General features: G+C 62.6%; 17 protein-coding genes. 9 read left to right on the forward strand and 8 right to left on the reverse strand.

The window, feature by feature from the left end; genetic code table 11:
• Window positions 1–131: 131 nt before the first annotated feature.
• The 8 genes from ACTZWT_RS01965 to ACTZWT_RS02000 all read left to right on the forward strand — a co-directional run bounded on the left by ACTZWT_RS01965 (window position 132) and on the right by ACTZWT_RS02000 (window position 8737).
• Window positions 132–659, forward strand: a complete 528-nt coding sequence (locus ACTZWT_RS01965; protein ID WP_444768037.1) for a MarR family transcriptional regulator — start codon at window positions 132–134, stop codon at window positions 657–659.
• A gap of 68 nt (window positions 660–727) precedes the next feature.
• On the forward strand, window positions 728–1747 hold the full coding sequence (locus ACTZWT_RS01970; protein ID WP_444768038.1) for a zinc-binding dehydrogenase: 1020 nt from the start codon (window positions 728–730) through the stop codon (window positions 1745–1747).
• Between the two features lie 370 nt (window positions 1748–2117).
• Window positions 2118–3302, forward strand: a complete 1185-nt coding sequence (bcrC, locus tag ACTZWT_RS01975; RefSeq protein WP_444768039.1) for a benzoyl-CoA reductase subunit C — start codon at window positions 2118–2120, stop codon at window positions 3300–3302.
• A complete protein-coding gene (bcrB, locus tag ACTZWT_RS01980) occupies window positions 3299–4609 on the forward strand; it encodes a benzoyl-CoA reductase subunit B (RefSeq protein WP_444768040.1) in 1311 nt (436 codons plus the stop codon). The genes bcrC and bcrB overlap by 4 nt, the downstream gene beginning before the upstream one ends.
• A gap of 9 nt (window positions 4610–4618) precedes the next feature.
• Entirely contained in the window at window positions 4619–5932 is a 1314-nt protein-coding gene (bcrA, locus tag ACTZWT_RS01985) for a benzoyl-CoA reductase subunit A (RefSeq protein WP_444768041.1), read from the forward strand.
• Window positions 5933–5942: 10 nt separating this feature from the next.
• Window positions 5943–6776: a benzoyl-CoA reductase subunit D gene (gene bcrD, locus ACTZWT_RS01990; RefSeq protein WP_444768042.1), complete on the forward strand. Its 834-nt coding sequence runs from the start codon at window positions 5943–5945 to the stop codon at window positions 6774–6776.
• A 108-nt stretch (window positions 6777–6884) separates the two neighbouring features.
• Window positions 6885–8459 (forward strand): benzoate-CoA ligase family protein, encoded by a 1575-nt coding sequence (locus tag ACTZWT_RS01995; RefSeq protein WP_444768043.1) that lies wholly within the window; start codon window positions 6885–6887, stop codon window positions 8457–8459.
• Window positions 8460–8491: 32 nt separating this feature from the next.
• Window positions 8492–8737: a YfhL family 4Fe-4S dicluster ferredoxin gene (locus tag ACTZWT_RS02000; protein ID WP_444768044.1), complete on the forward strand. Its 246-nt coding sequence runs from the start codon at window positions 8492–8494 to the stop codon at window positions 8735–8737.
• Window positions 8738–8803: 66 nt separating this feature from the next.
• Here the strand turns inward: ACTZWT_RS02000 and ACTZWT_RS02005 are convergent, their stop codons facing one another.
• The 8 genes from ACTZWT_RS02005 to ACTZWT_RS02040 form a co-directional block, all read right to left on the reverse strand.
• Window positions 8804–9265 (reverse strand): Rrf2 family transcriptional regulator, encoded by a 462-nt coding sequence (locus ACTZWT_RS02005; protein ID WP_444768045.1) that lies wholly within the window; start codon window positions 9263–9265, stop codon window positions 8804–8806.
• Window positions 9266–9334: 69 nt separating this feature from the next.
• On the reverse strand, window positions 9335–9814 hold the full coding sequence (locus ACTZWT_RS02010; RefSeq protein ID WP_444768046.1) for a GNAT family N-acetyltransferase: 480 nt from the start codon (window positions 9812–9814) through the stop codon (window positions 9335–9337).
• 40 nt (window positions 9815–9854) lie between these two features.
• Entirely contained in the window at window positions 9855–10823 is a 969-nt protein-coding gene (locus tag ACTZWT_RS02015) for a GNAT family N-acetyltransferase (protein WP_444768047.1), read from the reverse strand.
• 100 nt (window positions 10824–10923) lie between these two features.
• Window positions 10924–11646 (reverse strand): ABC transporter ATP-binding protein, encoded by a 723-nt coding sequence (locus tag ACTZWT_RS02020; RefSeq protein WP_444768048.1) that lies wholly within the window; start codon window positions 11644–11646, stop codon window positions 10924–10926.
• Window positions 11643–13430 carry a branched-chain amino acid ABC transporter ATP-binding protein/permease gene (locus ACTZWT_RS02025; RefSeq protein ID WP_444768049.1) on the reverse strand — a complete coding sequence of 596 codons (1788 nt, stop codon included), beginning with the start codon at window positions 13428–13430 and terminating at the stop codon, window positions 11643–11645. Before ACTZWT_RS02025 ends, ACTZWT_RS02020 begins: the two co-directional genes overlap by 4 nt.
• A gap of 1 nt (window position 13431) precedes the next feature.
• A complete protein-coding gene (locus ACTZWT_RS02030; RefSeq protein ID WP_444768050.1) occupies window positions 13432–14292 on the reverse strand; it encodes a branched-chain amino acid ABC transporter permease in 861 nt (286 codons plus the stop codon).
• A gap of 81 nt (window positions 14293–14373) precedes the next feature.
• Complete coding sequence (locus ACTZWT_RS02035) at window positions 14374–15555, reverse strand: ABC transporter substrate-binding protein (RefSeq protein ID WP_444768051.1); 1182 nt, start codon at window positions 15553–15555, stop codon at window positions 14374–14376.
• 140 nt (window positions 15556–15695) lie between these two features.
• Window positions 15696–17261 carry a benzoate-CoA ligase family protein gene (locus tag ACTZWT_RS02040; protein WP_444768052.1) on the reverse strand — a complete coding sequence of 522 codons (1566 nt, stop codon included), beginning with the start codon at window positions 17259–17261 and terminating at the stop codon, window positions 15696–15698.
• A 167-nt stretch (window positions 17262–17428) separates the two neighbouring features.
• On the opposite strand from ACTZWT_RS02040, the gene hcrC reads away from it, so the two are divergent.
• Entirely contained in the window at window positions 17429–17920 is a 492-nt protein-coding gene (gene hcrC / locus ACTZWT_RS02045; RefSeq protein WP_444768053.1) for a 4-hydroxybenzoyl-CoA reductase subunit gamma, read from the forward strand.
• Window positions 17921–17961: the final 41 nt, after the last annotated feature.

Below are 17961 nucleotides of genomic sequence, written 5' to 3' on the forward strand. Positions count from 1 at the left end.
TCGCTCGCTCCCTCTCCCGGCGTTTGACATTTGCCCGGCTCTTGGCCGACGGTTGCCCCCGATGGCCTGGCCTTTACGACAATATATTGTTATATCTATCTCGATGAGCCGGAATTCGCAAGAGGGAGTCGATGGCACAAAAGACCAATAAGGCAGCCGATCTTGCTACGACCAAGATCGAACTGGCTAACCGCTTGTTTTTTCGACTCTATCAATGCGCCAATATGTTGCATAAAACCGGGACGCGCGCGGTCGAGGCTGAAGGGATTACCACCCAGCAATGGGCCGTGCTCGGCGCGCTGTCGCGTCCCGCCGCCAAGGATGGGATGAGCATCGGCGACCTCGCCCGCTATCTGATGGTGAGCCGGCAGAATCTCGCCGGCCTGATCGGCCGCATGGAGCGCGACGGGCATGTCGCGATCCTGCCTGATGCGCGCGACCGTCGTTCACGCCTGGTGACGATGACCGCTACCGGCCGTCACGTTTGGCAGGTTCTCGCCCAGCCCAAGATCCGCGCCTATTACGATCAGGTGCTGGCGGATTTCTCGATCAACGACACCACGCATGCGCTGCACTATCTGCTCAAGATCCTCGAGAACATGAAGCGGATCGACGACGGCGCACCGGACGGCGAGGCTGACGAGAACCTTCAAGACTGAATGACGTCGATTACGATGTCGTCCGCGGCGCGCATGATCGAGCACGACAAAAGCAAAAGGGGGGAACGATGAAGGCAGCCTTTATGACCGGCCACGGCGGCAACGAGGTCATCGTCGTCGGCGAGCGGCCGACGCCGCAACGTCAGCCGGGCCAGGTGCTGGTGCGGATGAAGGCCGCGACCGTCAACCGCGTCGACCTCTATATGCGCGATAGCGGCGCCGGCATCACCCATGCGCTGCCGCAGATCATGGGCGTCGACGGCGCCGGCGTGATCGAGCAAGCCGATGACAGCGCGCTGATCGGCCGCCGGGTGACGATCTATCCCGGCCTGGTCTGCGGCAGCTGCGAATTCTGTGCCCGCGGCGAGCCTGTGCTGTGCGCCAGGATGAGACTGCTCGGCGAGCATTGCGACGGCACCATGGCCGAATATGTTTGCGTCCCGACGGAAAACGCTTTCGAAATCCCCGACGCTCTCGATTTTGCGCAGGGTGCCGCGCTGGGTGTGAACTATCTCACCGCCTGGCGGATGCTGTTCAGCAAAGCAAAACTGCAGCCCGGCGAAACCGTGCTGGTGTTCGGCATCGGCGGCGGCGTCTCCTTCGCGGCGCTGCAGATCGCCAAGGCGGCCGGCGCACGGGTGATCGTGACCTCACGCAGCGCGGAGAAGGCCAATCGCGCTCGCGCGCTCGGCGCGGATGCTGCGATCGACGCCCCCGCCGACAAGATCCCCGCCGCGGTGATGGAACTGACCGCCGGCCGCGGCGTCGACGTGGTGATCGAGAACATCGGCGGCGCGATGTGGAGCGCGGCGCTGAAGTGCCTGGTGCGCGGCGGCCGGATCGCCACCTGCGGCGCGACCATCGGCGACAACCCCTCCGCCGACCTGCGCCGGGTGTTCATCCGCCAACTGCAGATTTTTGGATCGACGCTCGGCAATCCCGACGAATTCGGCCAGCTCATTGAATGGTGCGCCGCGGGACGGATCGTCCCGCCAATCGATGTGCGCTACCCGCTCGACCAGGTCCGCGAGGCGTTCTCGCATCTCGAAGCCGGCGAGCAGTTCGGCAAGATCGCGATCGATTTCTGAGATATCTCACCAATCGTCTTTCAAATCGGTGCCAGCCCCTCCGCGCCTCATGGCCGGGCTCGTCCCGGCCATCCACGCCTTTGCCAGTAGCGTGGCTTTAAAGACGTGGTTGCCCGCGACAAGCGCGGGCATGACGGGTTGAATGCAAACACCTGCATGTGACGTCAAGGCCGCGCATCCACCCGCCGCGAGTCAGCGCAACTGCCGGACTGTTTACTCGCGCAGGCGCCAACGACCGCGTCCGAATTTGATCCGCGTCAATTCTAATTCTCGCATTCCGATACTAGATTACATTATCAGACGGCGAGACTCATCGCCGACAGACCAACGCTCCGGCGACATGGCGCGGGGCACAGGGGAGGATCAGGGCATGCTCGACAGGGCGCGCCAGACCACGGGCGACATCGTCGCCCGCTGCGAGGCGCTGTTTTCCGACCTCAGTTTTGCCGCCGCCCGCGAATGGAAAGCGGCCGAGCCGGGCCGCATCGTGGTCGGCTTCCTGCCCTATTACGCGCCACGCGAACTGGTGCACGCAGCCGGTGGGCTGCCGCTCGGCATTTTCGGCGGCGGCGACCAGCTCGAAGTCATCCACGGCGACGCCTATTACCAGAGCTATATCTGCCGCATTCCGCGCTCGACCATCGAGCTCGGCGTCTCCGGCCGGCTCGATTTCGTCGACGGCATGATGTTTCCATCGATCTGCGACGTGATCCGCAATCTGTCGGGAATGTGGAAGCTGATGTTTCCCGACAAGGGCGCGCGCTACATCGATCTGCCGCACAATTTCGAGGACGAGCTCGGCGGCGAGTTCTATGTCAGCGAGTTGCGCGAGACCTGTGAATGGCTGTCCGGAATGACCGGCAAACCGATCACAACCGAGGCGCTGCGGGCCTCGATCGCGCTGTTCAACGAGAACCGTCGGCTCATCCGCGAGCTTTACGCCCTGCGCGCGAGCGAGCCCTGGAACGTCCCCTCCTCCGAGCTGTACCTGCTGCTCCGCGCAGGCATGGTGATCCCGGTTGAGCGACACAATGATCTGCTCGCAGAGTATCTCGCAGCAGTGCGGCTGCAGCAGCGGCCGATCAAGGACAATTCCCGCGTGGTGATCTGCGGCATGTTCTGCGAGCAGCCGCCGCTCAATCTGATCAGGTCGATCGAGCTGTCCGGCTGCTACATCGTCGATGACGATTTCATCCTGGTCACCCGCTGGGAGAATTCCGACGTCGCGCTCGACGGCGATCCGCTGAAGAATTTGGCGAACGCCTATCTGCACGATTCCAAATCGACGCCGCCGAAATACGAGCCCGACGAGGCCAGGAAGGGGCTCTATCTGGTCGACAGCGTCCGCAAGAACCGCGCCGAGGGCGTGATCTTCGCGATGACCAGCTTCTGCGATCCCGGCCTACTGGAGCGCCCGATGCTGCAATCGGTATTGAAGCAGCACAACATTCCGCAGATCGCGTTCAAATACGCGGAAAATTCCGGCCAGATGCAGCCGATCCGCGAGCAGGCCGGCACCTTCGCCGATTCGATCAAACTGTGGAGCGGGGCATGACCATCATCGTCGGACCGAAGACCAAACCACCGGAAGCCGCCAAGGACGCTTCGATGGCGCGGCAGAAGGAGATGGTCAACGCCCATTACGACCGCCTCGCCAACGCCAAGGAGCGCTGCGAGAAGGTGGCCGCGACCTTTGTGCCGGGCAATCTCAACGAGCTGTTGATGTGCTTCGACATGGTCAACAACCTGCCGGAGGTCAACGCCATCCAGAACGGCCTGCGCAAGCAGAGCGGCGCCTTCGTCATGGAGGCGGAGAAGCTCGGCCATTCCGAGGACGTCTGTACTTACGTGAAATCCGACATCGGCATGATGGCCAAGGGCAATATCGGCCCGAACGGCCGCCGGCTTCCGGACCCCGACGTGCTGCTGCTGTCCTACACCGGCTGCTTCACCTTCATGAAGTGGTTCGAACTGCTGCGCCGGCAGTACAACTGCGAAACCATCATGTTCCAGACGCCGTATCTCGCCGACGGCAAGATCACCAAGGACATGATCGGCTACATGGTGAAGCAGCTGAAGCAGGACGTGATCCCCAAGCTGGAGCGCATTTCGGGCGTCAAGTTCGACATCGACCGGCTGCGGGACTATCTGCGCAAATCCGCCAAAGCGGAGGACGATCACGTCTGGGTGCTGCAATCGGCCAAGAACAAGCCCTCCCCGATCGACGCCTATTTCGGCGGCATCTATTATATCGGGCCGATCTTCGGCGCCTTCCGTGGCACCGACGACGCGATCGAATACTACAAATTCCTGCGCGCAGAGGTCGAGCAGCGCATCGCCGACGGCAAGGGGCCGGTGACGCCGGACGGCGACATGGGCAAGGAGCGCTATCGCCTCGTGGTCGAAGGACCGCCGAACTACACAAATTTTCGCCAGTTCTGGAAGATGTTCTCCGACGAGGGTGCGGTCGTGGTCGCCTCGAGCTACACCAAGGTCGGCGGCACCTATGATTTCGGCTTCCGCCACGATCCCGATCGACCGCTGGAGTCGCTCGCCGAATATTGCCTCAACGTCTACACCAACCGCAATCTGCCGATGCGTGTCGACATGCTGGAAAACTACATGAACGAGTACGAGGCGGACGGACTGCTGATCAATTCAATCAAGAGCTGCAATTCGTTCTCGGCCGGACAGCTGCTGATGATGCGCGAGGTCGAGAAGCGCACCGGCAAGCCCGCGGCCTTCATCGAGACCGACCTGGTCGACCCGCGCTATTTCTCCGCGGCCAACGTCAAGAACCGGCTGGAAAGCTATTTCCAGATGATCGAGCAGAAGCGCGCCGGCCTGCGCGGCGCGGCCTGAGGAGGGATGATGCGCACCTTTGTCGGTATCGATCTCGGCTCGACCACCACCAAGGCGGTGCTGCTCGACGACAACAAGGAAGTGATCGGCCGCGGCATCACCAATTCGCGCTCGAACTATGCCACCGCGGCGCGCGTCGCCTCGGAGGAAGCGCGGATCGACGCGAGGTTCACGCTGTTCCGCCGCGCGCTGCACGCCAACGAGTCCGGCCACGAACACAGCCGCGAGTTCCTCGCCGCGCTCGAACGCAACTTTCGCCTGGTCCAGTTCCTCGAACAACTCGACGATCTGGAGGAGACCTGCCACGGCCAGTTGAGGAGCGATCGCTTCGCGTCCGTCGCCGACGCGCTGAAGGAGGCGCTGCAGGAAGTGTTCACCCGGCTGCGGGCCGAGGCGCCGTCGCTTTACGCGCCGGAGGCCAAGCGCAAGTCCGACTTCTTCCGCGATATCGCGGGCTCACGCTTCCATGTGCACGCCGAAGCGGTCGCGCGCGAGATGGGCGTCGCGCTCGAGATCGTGCTGAACGCCTACGACAAGTCGATCATCGAGGTCGAGAACCGCCCGCCGGGCGGCGAGCTCAGCGAGAAATTCCGCCGCGGCATCGCGCGCATGCTGGATACCGACTCGCACATCGCCGACGGCGAGGGCGACTACACCCGGATGATCGAGGACGCGCTCGGCATCGAACTGGAAGAGACCTATCTGGTCGGCACCGGCTACGGCCGGGTGACTCTGCCGTTCTCCAAGGAACACATCCGCTCTGAAATCCTCTGCCACGGCCTCGGCGCGCACATGATGTATCCGGCGACCCGTACCGTGCTCGACATCGGCGGTCAGGACACCAAGGGCATTCAGGTCGACGGCCACGGCATCGTCGAGAACTTTCAGATGAACGACCGCTGCGCCGCCGGCTGCGGGCGCTATCTCGGCTATATCGCCGACGAAATGAATGTGGGCCTGCACGAACTGGGGCCGCTGGCGATGAAGTCGAACCGCCCTGCCCGGATCAACTCAACCTGCACAGTGTTCGCCGGGGCCGAGCTACGCGACCGGCTGTCGCTCGGCGAAAAGCGCGAGGACATTTTGGCCGGCCTGCATCGCGCGATCATTCTGCGCGCGATCTCGATCATCTCGCGCTCGGGCGGCGTCACCGACCAGTTCACCTTCACCGGCGGCGTCGCCAAGAACGAGGCGGCGGTGCGCGAATTGCGCAAGCTGATCAAGGAAAACTACGGCGAGGTCACGATCAATATCAATCCCGATTCGATCTACACCGGCGCGCTCGGCGCGTCCGAATTCGCCCGCCGCGCCATCGCTTCGTAAGGAGGAGTCTATGCCGATCACATCCGGAATCGATGTCGGTACCGGCGCCGTCAAGGTGGCGGTGTTCGAGGTCGCCAATGGGCAAGAGATTTGTCTGGGAAAGCTGGTCGAGCGGGTCCGGCAGCGCGATCCGCTCAAGCTCGCGGGCGACATTTACGACAGCGTGCTGAAGGACGCGGGGTTGGCGCGCGGCGACATCGCCTATTGCGCCACCACCGGTGAAGGCGAAGCACTCGACTTCCACACCGGGCATTTCTATTCGATGACCACCCACGCGCGCGGCGCGATCTATCTGCGGCCGGATGCCCGCGCGGCGCTCGACACCGGCGCGCTGCACGGCCGCGCCATCCGGATGGACGAGCGCGGCAAGGTGCTGTCCTACAAAATGACCAGCCAGTGCGCCTCCGGCTCCGGCCAATTCCTGGAGAACATCGCGCGCTATCTCGGCATCGCCCAGGACGAGATCGGCTCGCTGTCGAAGCAGGCCGACAACCCGGAAAAGGTGTCGGGCATCTGTGCGGTGCTGGCCGAGACCGACGTCATCAACATGGTGTCGCGCGGCATCACCGCGCCGAACATTTTGCGCGGCATCCATGAATCGATGGCCGACCGGCTCGCCAAGCTGCTGAAGACCCTCGGCACGCTCGACGGCGTGGTGCAGATGACCGGCGGCCTGGCGCTGGACAAGGGCCTCGTCGAGGCGATGCAGGATGCCTTAGTCAAGGCCAAGATCGCCGTGCCGATCGAAAGTCATCCGGACGCGATCTTCGCTGGCGCCTTCGGCGCTGCGTTGTGGGGGGCGTTCCGGCACCGCAGGCTCACCGACATGGCGAGCGCGGCCTGAGCTGGGGCCATCAACTGTGTCGTGACCCGAGCCGACGGCCACGGCATGATGAACCAGGAAGCGGCACAGATCGCTCCGGACACAATGCATCGATCAGGGAGAGAAACCATGAATGCCGCCGTGGTGACGCCGCCGCCGGAGAGATTCAACATCGCGGCGCATCTGTTGCAAGCCAACGCCGGCCGGCCGGACAAGCTGGCCTTCGTCGACGACTCGAGCACGCTCACTTTCGCTCAACTCGACGACAAAGCGAGGCGCCTGGCGGCTGGTCTTCGTTCCCTCGGCGTGAAGCGCGAGGAGCGCGTTTTCCTGCTGATGCTGGACGGCACAGACTGGCCGGTCGCTTTCCTCGGCGCGATCTACGCCGGCATCGTCCCGGTCGCGGTCAATACGCTGCTGACCGCCGACGACTACGCCTACATGCTGGAACACTCCCGCGCCCAGGCCGTGCTGGTCAGCGGCGCGTTGCGCGGAACGTTGAAGGCTGCACTCACCAAGAGCGACCACGAAGTGCACAAGGTGATCGTGTCTCACCCCGACGCGCCGCTCGAACCCGACGAGGTGGAGTTCGACGCCTTCGTCGGCGCGCAGGCGCCATTGGAGAAGCCCGCGGCCACTCACGCCGACGATCCTGCGTTCTGGCTGTATTCCTCAGGCTCAACGGGACGCCCCAAAGGCGTCGTCCACACCCAGGCCAATCCGTATTGGAGCTCGGAGCTCTATGGCCGCAACACGCTGCAGCTTCGCGAGGATGATGTCTGCTTCTCCGCCGCAAAGCTGTTCTTCGCCTATGGTCTCGGCAACGCGCTGACGTTTCCGCTGACCGTGGGCGCCACCACGCTGTTGATGCCCGAGCGGCCGACGCCAGACGCGGTGTTCAGGCGCTGGCTCGGCGGCGTGGCCGGCTTGAAGCCGACGGTCTTCTTCGGCGCGCCGACCGGCTTTGCGGGCATGTTGGTGGTGCCCAACCTGCCGGCGCGCGAGCAGCTTGCCCTGCGACTGGCCTCCTCCGCGGGAGAAGCACTGCCGGCGGAGATCGGTCAGCGCTTCCAGCGCCATTTCGGCATCGACATCGTCGACGGCATCGGCTCCACCGAGATGCTGCATATTTTTCTGTCGAACCGACCCGACAAGGTTCGCTACGGCACCACCGGCTGGCCAGTGCCGGGCTACGGGATCGAGCTGCGCGGAGATAGCGGTGGACCGGTGCCAGACGGCGAACCGGGCGATCTCTACATCCACGGCCCCTCGTCGGCGACGATGTATTGGGGCAATCGCGCTAAGACCCAGGAGACCTTTCAGGGCGGCTGGACCAAGAGCGGCGACAAATACATCCGCAACGAGGACGGCTCCTACACCTACGCCGGGCGTACCGACGACATGCTCAAGGTCAGCGGCATCTATGTCAGCCCGTTCGAGATCGAGGCGACCCTAGTGCAACACCCCTCGGTGCTGGAAGCCGCGGTCGTCGGAATCGCCGACGAGAACGGCCTGACCAAGCCGAAGGCCTTTGTGGTGCAGCGGCCGGGGGTGACCGTATCGGAGGCCGAACTGAAGAGCTTCATCAAGGATCGGCTGGCGCCCTACAAATATCCGCGCAGCACGGTTTTCGTCGACGAGCTTCCGAAGACTGCGACCGGAAAGATTCAACGCTTCAAGCTTCGCGAAGGCATTCTGAACTGAGGCAGGTGCGGATCAGCGAGAAGGAGAACGGCATGGCGCTGATGATCAATGAAGACTGCACGGCCTGCGACGCCTGCAGACCGGTGTGCCCGAACGAGGCGATATCGGCGGGCGATCCCGTGTTCGTGATCGATCCCCTGCGTTGTACGGAGTGCGTGGGAGCTGAAGACGAGCCGCAGTGCTGTCTCGTATGCCCCGCCGATTGCGTCGTCGCAAATCCCGAGTGGCCGGAATCGCCGAACGATCTGCAGGCGAAGTACGATCAACTGCACATCTAGGAGGCGAGGCTGATCCCGCACCGGACCTCGCCCGCGGCTGCCGCTCTCGCATTCGAAAACCTGCGGCTACGCCCCGCTGGCCGACACACGCACCGACTGTCGAGGTGAGTTCTGCTCGTTGTTGCGGCGCTCAATGTCGATCAACTTCAAGAGCGACGTGAACGAGACCGATCGCAGCGTCGTCATCGCGATATCGTCGATGTCGCGCAACACCTTGTGCAGCGCCCGGCTCTCTTCGTGATTGTCGACAGCAGCCTGCTCGGGATTGGGGTTGGTATCCTCGAACAACGCGATGATGTCGAGCAGGGTGAGACGCTTCGGATTGCCGATGAAAGTATAGCCACCTCCAGGGCCCCGCACCGATTCAATCAGGCGCGCGCGCACCAGGGTCCGCAGCACTTTGGCCAAATGATTGAGCGAGATATCGTACTTTTCGGCGATGTCGCCGGCGGAAATCTGCTGATCGGCATGCGATGCGAGTTCGAGCACGGCATACAATCCACACATCGTCGATTTCTGCAGTTTCATCGGCGTCAATCTTTTTGTCTCGACGGCGTTCCGAACAGCATGGGCCCCAATAGCGCTGGTCCGAACCGCCTAGTCGAGATTCTTCTCCATCCCGATGAATCGGCCGACCATCAGACCCTGACTGCGAAAGAAGGCGATCACCAGTTGATTGTCGTGCTCGATCATGGTCCGAACCTTCTTCACGCGCGCCTCCGTGAAGATATTGCAAATCTCATCAAACAGTTGGGTGCCGATGTTGTTCACCCTTATCGCAGGATCGACGGTCAGCGCAAATACCCATCCGCAACTTTCCGCGCCGAACTCGAAATCCCGGACCTCCCCGGAGATGAACCCGACGACCTCTCCGTTGATCTCGGCCACCAAGAACGCACGACACCCGGCCCGATTCTTGGAAAAGCTGTCATACAGATCCCGCCAATAGCGCGGCTTGGCTTGTCCGGTCGCGGCCTCGTCGATCTTGACGATCCATGCCACGTCCCGGGCTGCGGCGGGGCGAATGTGCACTTCGCGAGCCACCTCACCCAAGCAGACCTTGTTCGTGCCACTCATCGCATTCTCCCAGTTCCCGCGCCACCCATGGTTCCTGCTTCTATAACGCGAGCGCAAGCACCACGCTCTGCGTCGGCTTGAACCCCAGCCGATCGAAAAAGCCGATCAGGGTGACGTCATTCCACTCCACCACGGTCCGGACGCGTTCGACACGCAGGCTCGCCAGATGCGCCATCAATTGGGCCAGCAGGATCGAACCTACCCCCTGCGCCCGAAACTCGGCGTGGACCCCAATCGTGTCCAGCACGGCCGCCATTTCGGTCTGGCCAAATTCTCCATAGTCGACCCGCGCCATGACGAAACCGGCGGGAGTCCGGTCGATCTCTGCGAGCATCGACAGCCGGATGCCGTTCTTGCGCAGCGCCTCGTCCATCCTGCGTTGATAGTAGGCCGAACGGTCGCGCCCCGTAATGCCGCGGTCAAGGCTGATCACGGCGGGAAGGTCTTCCGCCACCATGGAGCGCACCACGATCCGATCCGGCGAATGATCCCGGTCGCCGTCCCCGCAGGGTTCGGTTTGCGGCTCGCCTTCGCGCGCCCATTTGGCGCAGTCGCAGTCCAATACCAGCCGCGTCCCGAGCTTGAATCCCAGACCCGCAAAGAACTGGGTCATCGCCTCATCCGACCACAGCACCTGTGTCCTCACCGCCTGCGCATTCCGCCGACGTGCCTTTTCCTGAAGGGTCCGCATCAACCCATGGGCACCGCCGTGCCCGCGAGCCGATTGCGCGATCCCGATCGCATCGAGAATCGTCGCGGGGCCAGACGTGCCGAATTCGCCATCGAGCATATGGGCGAGGACAAATCCTTCGACCCTGTCATGTTCGGTATAGGCGAGCGCTAGGAAGCCATTCTGATCGCTCCGACTGGCGGCCAGGCGGCTTTCGAAGAAGCCGCGTCGCGCATGGCCGGTGTTGTCCCGATCGATCTCCACCACCCTGTCGAGATCGGACGGCAGCAACGGACGGACCTGGTGAGTGGCACTCGACTGAGTCTGCGCGTTCGGCATGAGGTTCACCTTGGATATGGCACCGCAAAAGGGCGGAACCTTCCGCCGACCCCCGGATGCCGGATTGCGTTGAAACCTTCCACAGTGCGCCCGGTCGCGATCATACGCCGAGCATGGTCCTGACCATGTCCTGATCCGCGAGCAACTCATCCGACGTTCCCTCGAACACCACCTCGCCCTTGGTCAGGATGACGTGGCGATCAACCAGTTCGACCAGATCATCGAGGTTCTTGTCGACGATCACGGTCGCAATCCCTTTCGTTGCGATCAATCCAAGCGTCTTCCAGATCTCGTCGCGCATTTTCGGCGCGAGCCCCTCGGTCGCTTCGTCGATCAGCAGAACGGTCGGATTGCTCAACAGAACCCGTCCGATCGTCAGCATCTGCTGCTCGCCACCGGAGAGCAGATTGCCCCAGATCTTGCGACGATCAGCTAGCCTCGGAAACATCTCGTAGATCGCCTCCGGCGTCCACTCGACCTGACCTTCCGGACCCAGGCGCGCGGCGAACAGCAGGTTCTCCTCGACCGACAGGTTCGGAAAGATGCCGCGGCCTTCCGGCACGAAGCCCATTCCGGCCCGCGCCCTGATATTCGGTCGGGCGTCGGTCATGTCGCGTCCGTTCAGCAGGATCGACCCGCGTTTCGGCTTCAGCAATCCTATCAGCGTGCGCAGCAGCGTGGTCTTGCCCATGCCATTGCGCCCCAGCAGACTCACGGTCTCACCCCGTCCCACGCGAAAATTGACGCTTCGCAGGATATGGCTGGGCCCGTAGAACGCATCGATGCCGCGTGCCTCGAGCATCGCCTCCGCTGCGGCGATCATGCTGCTCCCCTCATCCTGGCGTGATGGCCGAGATAGGCCTCCAGCACCGCCTCGTTGGAGCGGATCTCATCCGGACGTCCGCGGGCGAACAGCTTGCCCTGGACCAGGACGGTCAATGTGTCGGCCGCGGCAAACACCGCGTCCATGTCGTGTTCGATCACGATGATGGTGTGGTCGCGCACCAGATCGCGCAGCAGCGCCACGACGCGCTGGGTCTCCTCGGGCCCCATGCCGGCCAGCGGCTCGTCGAGAATCAGCAGATCCGCGCCGCTCGCGATCAGCATCGCGATCTCGAGTTGACGCTGTTCACCGTTCGACATCCGGCCCGCAATGACGTTGGCCCGATCGGCGAGGCCCGCGACTCCGAGCGCACGATCGATCGCGGCATCCTCCCGGGCGCGATATGGCCCGTCGCGCAACCGCCACAGCGCGTCCTTGTGAAGCTGCGCCGCGAGCGCGCAGTTCTCTCGCACCGTAAACCGCTGAAAGATGTTGGTGCGCTGATAGGACCGTCCGAGACCGGCGCGGGCGATCCGGTGCGCCGGCCAACCGGTCACGTCGAGATCGTCGATCCGCACGCTGCCCGTCGTTGCCGGAAGCGCGCCCGAGAGCAGATTGGTGAATGTCGTCTTGCCAGCGCCGTTCGGCCCGATGATGGCATGCACCATATTGGCTTCGAACCGTACCGAGACGTCGTCGACGCCGATCACGCCGTCGAAATTCTTGCTCAATCCCTCGGTCGACAAGGTTTTCGCAACGCGCGCCGGGCGCCGGGACGCAATATCGACCGGCCGAACCGGCGCGCGATCCTGTCGCGCTTGTTTCCATCGGAGAAGGCCCGCGAGGCCATCCGGCGATATCAACACCGCGACGATGAGCGTCGCGCCAGTCCCCAGCCGCCAATGGTCGGCCACGAAAGGACCGACGATACTCGCAGTCTTGAGCAATTCCTCCAGCGACGAATAGGCCAGCGCCCCGAGGATCGGTCCGAACAAAGTGCCGGCGCCTCCCAGCACCACCATCATGATGGCCAGCCCGGATTGATGCCAGTTGAGCAGATCCGGCGTGACGAAGCCGTCGATCGACGCGAACAGCGCGCCGGCCAATCCGGCCAGCATTCCGGCCAGCGTGAAGGCGGCGAGCTTGTAGCGATAGGCATTGTAGCCGAGCGAACTCATCCGGACTTCGTTGGCGCGAATGCCCTGCAATACCCGGCCGAACGGCGAGCGTACCAGTGCGAAAAGCAGGAAATAGACTCCCACCAGAACCGCGATGCAGACAAAATAGAACTGACGCCGATCGGAAAAGTCGAGCAGGCTGACGCCGAACATCGTCAATTCCGGCTTGACGTTGATGAAGGCCCCGTCCGAACCCTTGGCGATGTCGGTGTCGTGGAACAGCGCGAACAGCATCTGTCCGGCCGCCAGCGTTACCATGATGAAATAGAAGCCCCGCGTGAGGGTCGCAAAGGCGCCGACGATCAACGCCACCAGTCCGCCGGCCAGCAGACCGGCGCCGAGGGTCACAAACACATTGGCGGCTTCCGACTCCGGCGAGACAAAATAGACCGCGTAGGCGCCGCAGCCGAAGAATGCCGCATGACCGAAGCTGACGAGGCCCGTCACTCCGATCAGCAGATCGAGGCTCAGGACGAAGGTCGCGAGGATCACGATGCGGGTCATCAGCTTCACCGGATACGGACCGGTGAAGAACGGCAGTGCCACGAGACACGCAAGCAGCAGCGCAAAGAACACCATGACGACAGGATTGGGGCGGGTCAGCATGTCAGGACCGCCCGAACAATCCGGCGGGACGCGCCACCAGAACCAAAGCCATCAGCGCATAGATGATGATGCTGGAAAATTGTGGCAGGAACACCTTGCCGAAGGCGTCCGCCAGGCCGATCAGCAACGATCCGATGAATGCACCGCGGACCGACCCGATCCCGCCGATCACAACGACGACAAACGACGTGATCAACACGCGATCGCCGATGCCGGGATAGGCACTTTCGATCGGCGCCGCGAGCATGCCCGCGGTGGCAGCCAGGGCCACGCCCGTGGCAAACACCATTCGGAAGATCAACCGCGAGTCGAAGCCGAGCGCATCGACCATTTCTCGGTTCGATTCCGCAGCCCTGATCAGGCGGCCGACCCGGGTCTTCTGGATCACGATGGCCATCGCAATCGCCAGGGCGATACAGATCGCCATCAACGCCAACCGGTAGACCGGATAGCTCAGTCCGTCTGTCAGACGAACGCTTGCAGACAAGTAACTCGGCGCCGGTATCGCGTGTGGGTAGGACCCCCAGACCACCTGCTGGAACTCGTTGAATACGAGGATCAGCGCGAAGGTGAGCAGCACCTGCTGCAAGTGGTCGCGATCGTAAAGATGACGGATGAATAGCCATTCGATCAACACACCCAACGCAAAGGCGAGCGGGATGCCCGCCAGCAGTGCCACAAAGACGTCGCCGAACACACCGGTGAGCGACAACGCCAGATAGGCGCCGATCATGTAGAACGATCCGTGGGAGAGATTGATGACGCCGAGAATTCCGAAAACCAGCGTCAGTCCGCTCGCTGCCAGGAAGATCACCAGACCTGTTTGCAGGCCATTCAAGAGCTGGATGAGGATGAGGCTCATGGACACCGCAATCGACGTTCTGGAGGACCCAAAAGAGGCCGGCCGGAGACCTCCCGCCTCTCCTGTTGATCGGATCTTTGGCTATCCGGCCAACTTGCAACCAACTGCAACGTCGGCCACCGCGCTCGCAGCAAGCCCGAGATTCATGTTCTTGCCGCCTTTCAGCTCACGTAAGTAGAAGTTCTGGATCGGATTGTGAGCGGCCGACAATTTGAACGGGCCACGCGGACTGTCGAACGAGGCCGCCGCCATCGCCGCGTTGAATTCCTTGCGTCTCGAGATATCACCGCCGACGGCCTTCAGACCGATATTGAGCAGCTGGCCGGCGTCCCATCCCTGCACCGCAAATACATCCGGAGGAATCTTGTAGGCGGCTTCGAATGATTTCACGAAGGCCTGATTCTCGGCGTTGTCCAGATCGCCCACATAGTGCAACACTGTTTTGACGCCATCGCCTGCCGGCCCCGCGGCGGCCTCGACGCCGTCGGTCAAGAAGCCCGGGCCCCAGAGCGGAATGCCTAGTTTCGCCGCGGCGTAGTCCTTGATGAATTTGAGTGCGCCGCCGCCGGAGAAGAACGCATAGACGCAGTCCGGCTTGAGCGAAGCAGCCTCCGCCAACGCCGATTGGAATTCGACGTCGGGGAATGCGATGGTGATGTCCTTCAGAATTTCGCCCTTCCCCGCAATGAAGGACTTCTTGAAGCCGTTGACCATTTCCTCACCCGCGGCGTACTTCCAGGTGATCGTCACGGCCTTCTTGTGTCCCGCCTCGAGCATCGCGTCGCCGGTCGCGCGACCGATCTGACCATTGGCGAACGAGGTTCGGAACACATTCTCCGCGCACATCGCGCGCGTGATGATGTCGGCTCCGGCATTCGGCACGATGGTCGGAATGCCGTCCTCGCGTGCGATCTTGACCATCGCCATGGCGACACCCGAGTGAACGGTGCCGATCAGAATGTCCGACTTCTCACCCTGGATCAGCTTCGTCGTCAGTTCAGTCGCCTTGGGTGGCGCGGACTCATCATCGACCTTGACGAACGAAACGCTTCGCCCGGCGAGCTTGCCACCCTGCGAACCGATGTAGAGTTCGAGGCCACGCGTGATCGCCTCCCCCAATGGCGCGAATGTGCCACTATATGGCAGCAACAGCCCGACCTTGAGCGGTCCGGCTTGCGCGTGGGACGATCGAATGAACGGGCCACACGCCAGAGCGGCGCCCGTCGAAGCTCCAATGGACAACAATCGCCGTCGATTGATCATAGTCTCCTCCCCCTCGGTTCAACTTGGCGTTCCTGCGTATCTGTCGTTTTTTCTTGTTACTCAGTACATTCCGCGAATTCGATCAGACGGTTCGTCAACTCCGGCGAGCGATCGGCCCCAACGCCGTGCGAGTTGCAGCGTCATCCGACTGATTGGGTCTGGTCCCAGGCCATCTCGCGCAACATGTAGCGTTGCAACTTGCCGCTCGACGTCTTCGGCAATTCGTCGACCACGCGTATCCAGCGCGGATATTTCCACGGGCCGATCGAACGCTTGACGTGTTCCTTGAGCTCATCGAACAGCGCGCTGATTTCTTCGTCCTTCGACGCCAGCACGATGAAGGCCTTCGGCTTGATCAGCCCATCGGTATCCTCGACCGGAATCACCGCGGCCTCGGCGACCTTGCAATGGCTCATCAGCGCCTCTTCGATCTCGAACGGCGACACCCAGATGCCGCTGACCTTGAACATGTCGTCGCTGCGGCCGCGGTAGGTGTACACGCCATCGGCGCGACGGTGATATTTGTCGCCGGTGCGCGTCCACTCGCCGACGAAGGTCGCCCGGGACTTGTCGCGCTGATTCCAATAGCCCGCGGCGGCGGATCCGCCGTTGACCAGCAGTTCGCCGATCTCGTCGTCGGCGACGTCGCGACCCTGATCATCCACCAGTTTGAGGCGATACCCCTCCACCGGAACGCCAGAGGTGCCGTACTCCACCGCGTTCGGCAGATTGGTCACAAACATATGCCCCATCTCGGTGGAGCCGACGCAGTTGACGATGTCTCGCCCAAATCGGCTTCGCCAATTCAGCCCGACCTGCGTAGGCAAAGGCTCACCGGCGGAAACGCACAGGCGAAGCCGTTCCGGCAATTGGTCGTCCATGGTCCCCTTGTCGGCAAGGATCGCGGCATAGAGCGTCGGCACCGCGAACAGCAGGGTCGGTTGATGCACCCGCAACATCTCGAACACGGATACGGCCGTCGGCCGTTCAGGGTACAGCACCGAGGTTGCGCCTACCCACATCGAGCAGAACATCGCGTTGCCGAGTCCATATGCGAAGAACAGTTTTGCCACCGAGAACACCAGGTCGTTCTCGCGATAGCCGATCCGACGAACGCCGACATTATGGGAGAGAATGCGTGGGCTCGCGTGGACGTGCATGACGCCCTTGGGCATGCCCGTGGTACCCGACGAGTATTGCCAATAGGCGACGTCGTCGGCGCATGTTCCGGCTGGCGCGCCGCCCTCGTTCTCGGCCGCCAGGAGGTCTGCCAGCCGGGCGGTCGCTGTCGGCCCATCGCCGACCGCGACGATCGAGCGAAGATGGGGAAGTTCCGCCGCTGCTTCCTCGATCAACGGCAGTAGATCGGCCGACACGAACACCACCTTCGCCCGTGAATCCTCCAGAAGGTAGCGATACTGATCGGCGGTAAGCCGGGTGTTGAGCAGCACCGGGACGATTCCGGCCCGGATCGCTCCCCAGAACAGAATGGGAAAGTCGACGGTGTCATGAAGTACGAGCGCGATGCGGTTTTCCTGCTCGACGCCGATCCGCGCCAGCATCGGACCGACCCGCGCCGCCGCATCGCGCAGTTCGCCATAGGACAGCCGGCGCGACGGATCGATGAAGGCGATCTTCTCGCCCCGACCTTCCGCGACATTGCGATCTACAAAATCGACCGCCGCATTGTAGTCACGTAGCGGCATGTCTTCCCTCGCCCTTGAGTTATCCTTCGACTAGCACGTCGCCGCGGCGGCCTCCTTGACTTTTGCTAGGTGCCGAACGTCGAAATTCTCAGCAAACCAGCTCGCCTTGACTTTAGTCATGGAAGCATCGCTCGCGCGTCGACAGTCTGGCATCGAGGGAGCGACCTATGCATGAACCGATGCCACGGCCACACAAGCGTCTACTACGTCTGAAGATCAACGGCCGATGGCGCGAAGATGCGGTCGCCGATGGAATGATACTCGTCGACTACCTGCGTGATATCGTCGGCCTGACCGGCGTCAAGACCGGCTGCGACGGTGGTGAGTGCGGGGCCTGCACCGTACTGATCGATAGCGAGGCTGTGCCGTCATGCCTCACGCTCGTTGTGCGCTGCGAAGGCCGTCACGTCGAAACCATCGAAGGACTTGCGGCGAATGGACGGCTCAGTCGGCTGCAGCAGACCTTTCACGAGCGCCTGGGGACGCAATGCGGCTTTTGTACCCCAGGAATGATCATGGCCGCGGAGGGCCTGCTGCGGCGCAATCCGTCTCCCACCGATGCAGAGATTAGAACAGCGCTGTCCGGCAATCTGTGCCGATGCACCGGCTACACGAAAATCCTCGAATCGGTTCAGGCAGCAGCGGGCGTGACGCCATGACTGGAGGACCCATGACCGGAGGACCGATGACTGGAGGACCG

This window comes from Rhodopseudomonas sp. NSM, from assembly GCF_052445935.1.
Classification (GTDB): domain Bacteria; phylum Pseudomonadota; class Alphaproteobacteria; order Rhizobiales; family Xanthobacteraceae; genus Rhodopseudomonas.

Coding starts and splice junctions, on each gene's coding strand:
- ACTZWT_RS01965 (WP_444768037.1), top strand. CDS start 132: ATGGCACAAAAGACCAATAAGGCAGCCGATCTTGCTACGACCAAGATC.
- ACTZWT_RS01970 (WP_444768038.1), top strand. CDS start 728: ATGAAGGCAGCCTTTATGACCGGCCACGGCGGCAACGAGGTCATCGTC.
- bcrC (WP_444768039.1), top strand. CDS start 2,118: ATGCTCGACAGGGCGCGCCAGACCACGGGCGACATCGTCGCCCGCTGC.
- bcrB (WP_444768040.1), top strand. CDS start 3,299: ATGACCATCATCGTCGGACCGAAGACCAAACCACCGGAAGCCGCCAAG.
- bcrA (WP_444768041.1), top strand. CDS start 4,619: ATGCGCACCTTTGTCGGTATCGATCTCGGCTCGACCACCACCAAGGCG.
- bcrD (WP_444768042.1), top strand. CDS start 5,943: ATGCCGATCACATCCGGAATCGATGTCGGTACCGGCGCCGTCAAGGTG.
- ACTZWT_RS01995 (WP_444768043.1), top strand. CDS start 6,885: ATGAATGCCGCCGTGGTGACGCCGCCGCCGGAGAGATTCAACATCGCG.
- ACTZWT_RS02000 (WP_444768044.1), top strand. CDS start 8,492: ATGGCGCTGATGATCAATGAAGACTGCACGGCCTGCGACGCCTGCAGA.
- ACTZWT_RS02005 (WP_444768045.1), bottom strand. CDS start 9,265: ATGAAACTGCAGAAATCGACGATGTGTGGATTGTATGCCGTGCTCGAA.
- ACTZWT_RS02010 (WP_444768046.1), bottom strand. CDS start 9,814: ATGAGTGGCACGAACAAGGTCTGCTTGGGTGAGGTGGCTCGCGAAGTG.
- ACTZWT_RS02015 (WP_444768047.1), bottom strand. CDS start 10,823: ATGCCGAACGCGCAGACTCAGTCGAGTGCCACTCACCAGGTCCGTCCG.
- ACTZWT_RS02020 (WP_444768048.1), bottom strand. CDS start 11,646: ATGATCGCCGCAGCGGAGGCGATGCTCGAGGCACGCGGCATCGATGCG.
- ACTZWT_RS02025 (WP_444768049.1), bottom strand. CDS start 13,430: ATGCTGACCCGCCCCAATCCTGTCGTCATGGTGTTCTTTGCGCTGCTG.
- ACTZWT_RS02030 (WP_444768050.1), bottom strand. CDS start 14,292: ATGAGCCTCATCCTCATCCAGCTCTTGAATGGCCTGCAAACAGGTCTG.
- ACTZWT_RS02035 (WP_444768051.1), bottom strand. CDS start 15,555: ATGATCAATCGACGGCGATTGTTGTCCATTGGAGCTTCGACGGGCGCC.
- ACTZWT_RS02040 (WP_444768052.1), bottom strand. CDS start 17,261: ATGCCGCTACGTGACTACAATGCGGCGGTCGATTTTGTAGATCGCAAT.
- hcrC (WP_444768053.1), top strand. CDS start 17,429: ATGCATGAACCGATGCCACGGCCACACAAGCGTCTACTACGTCTGAAG.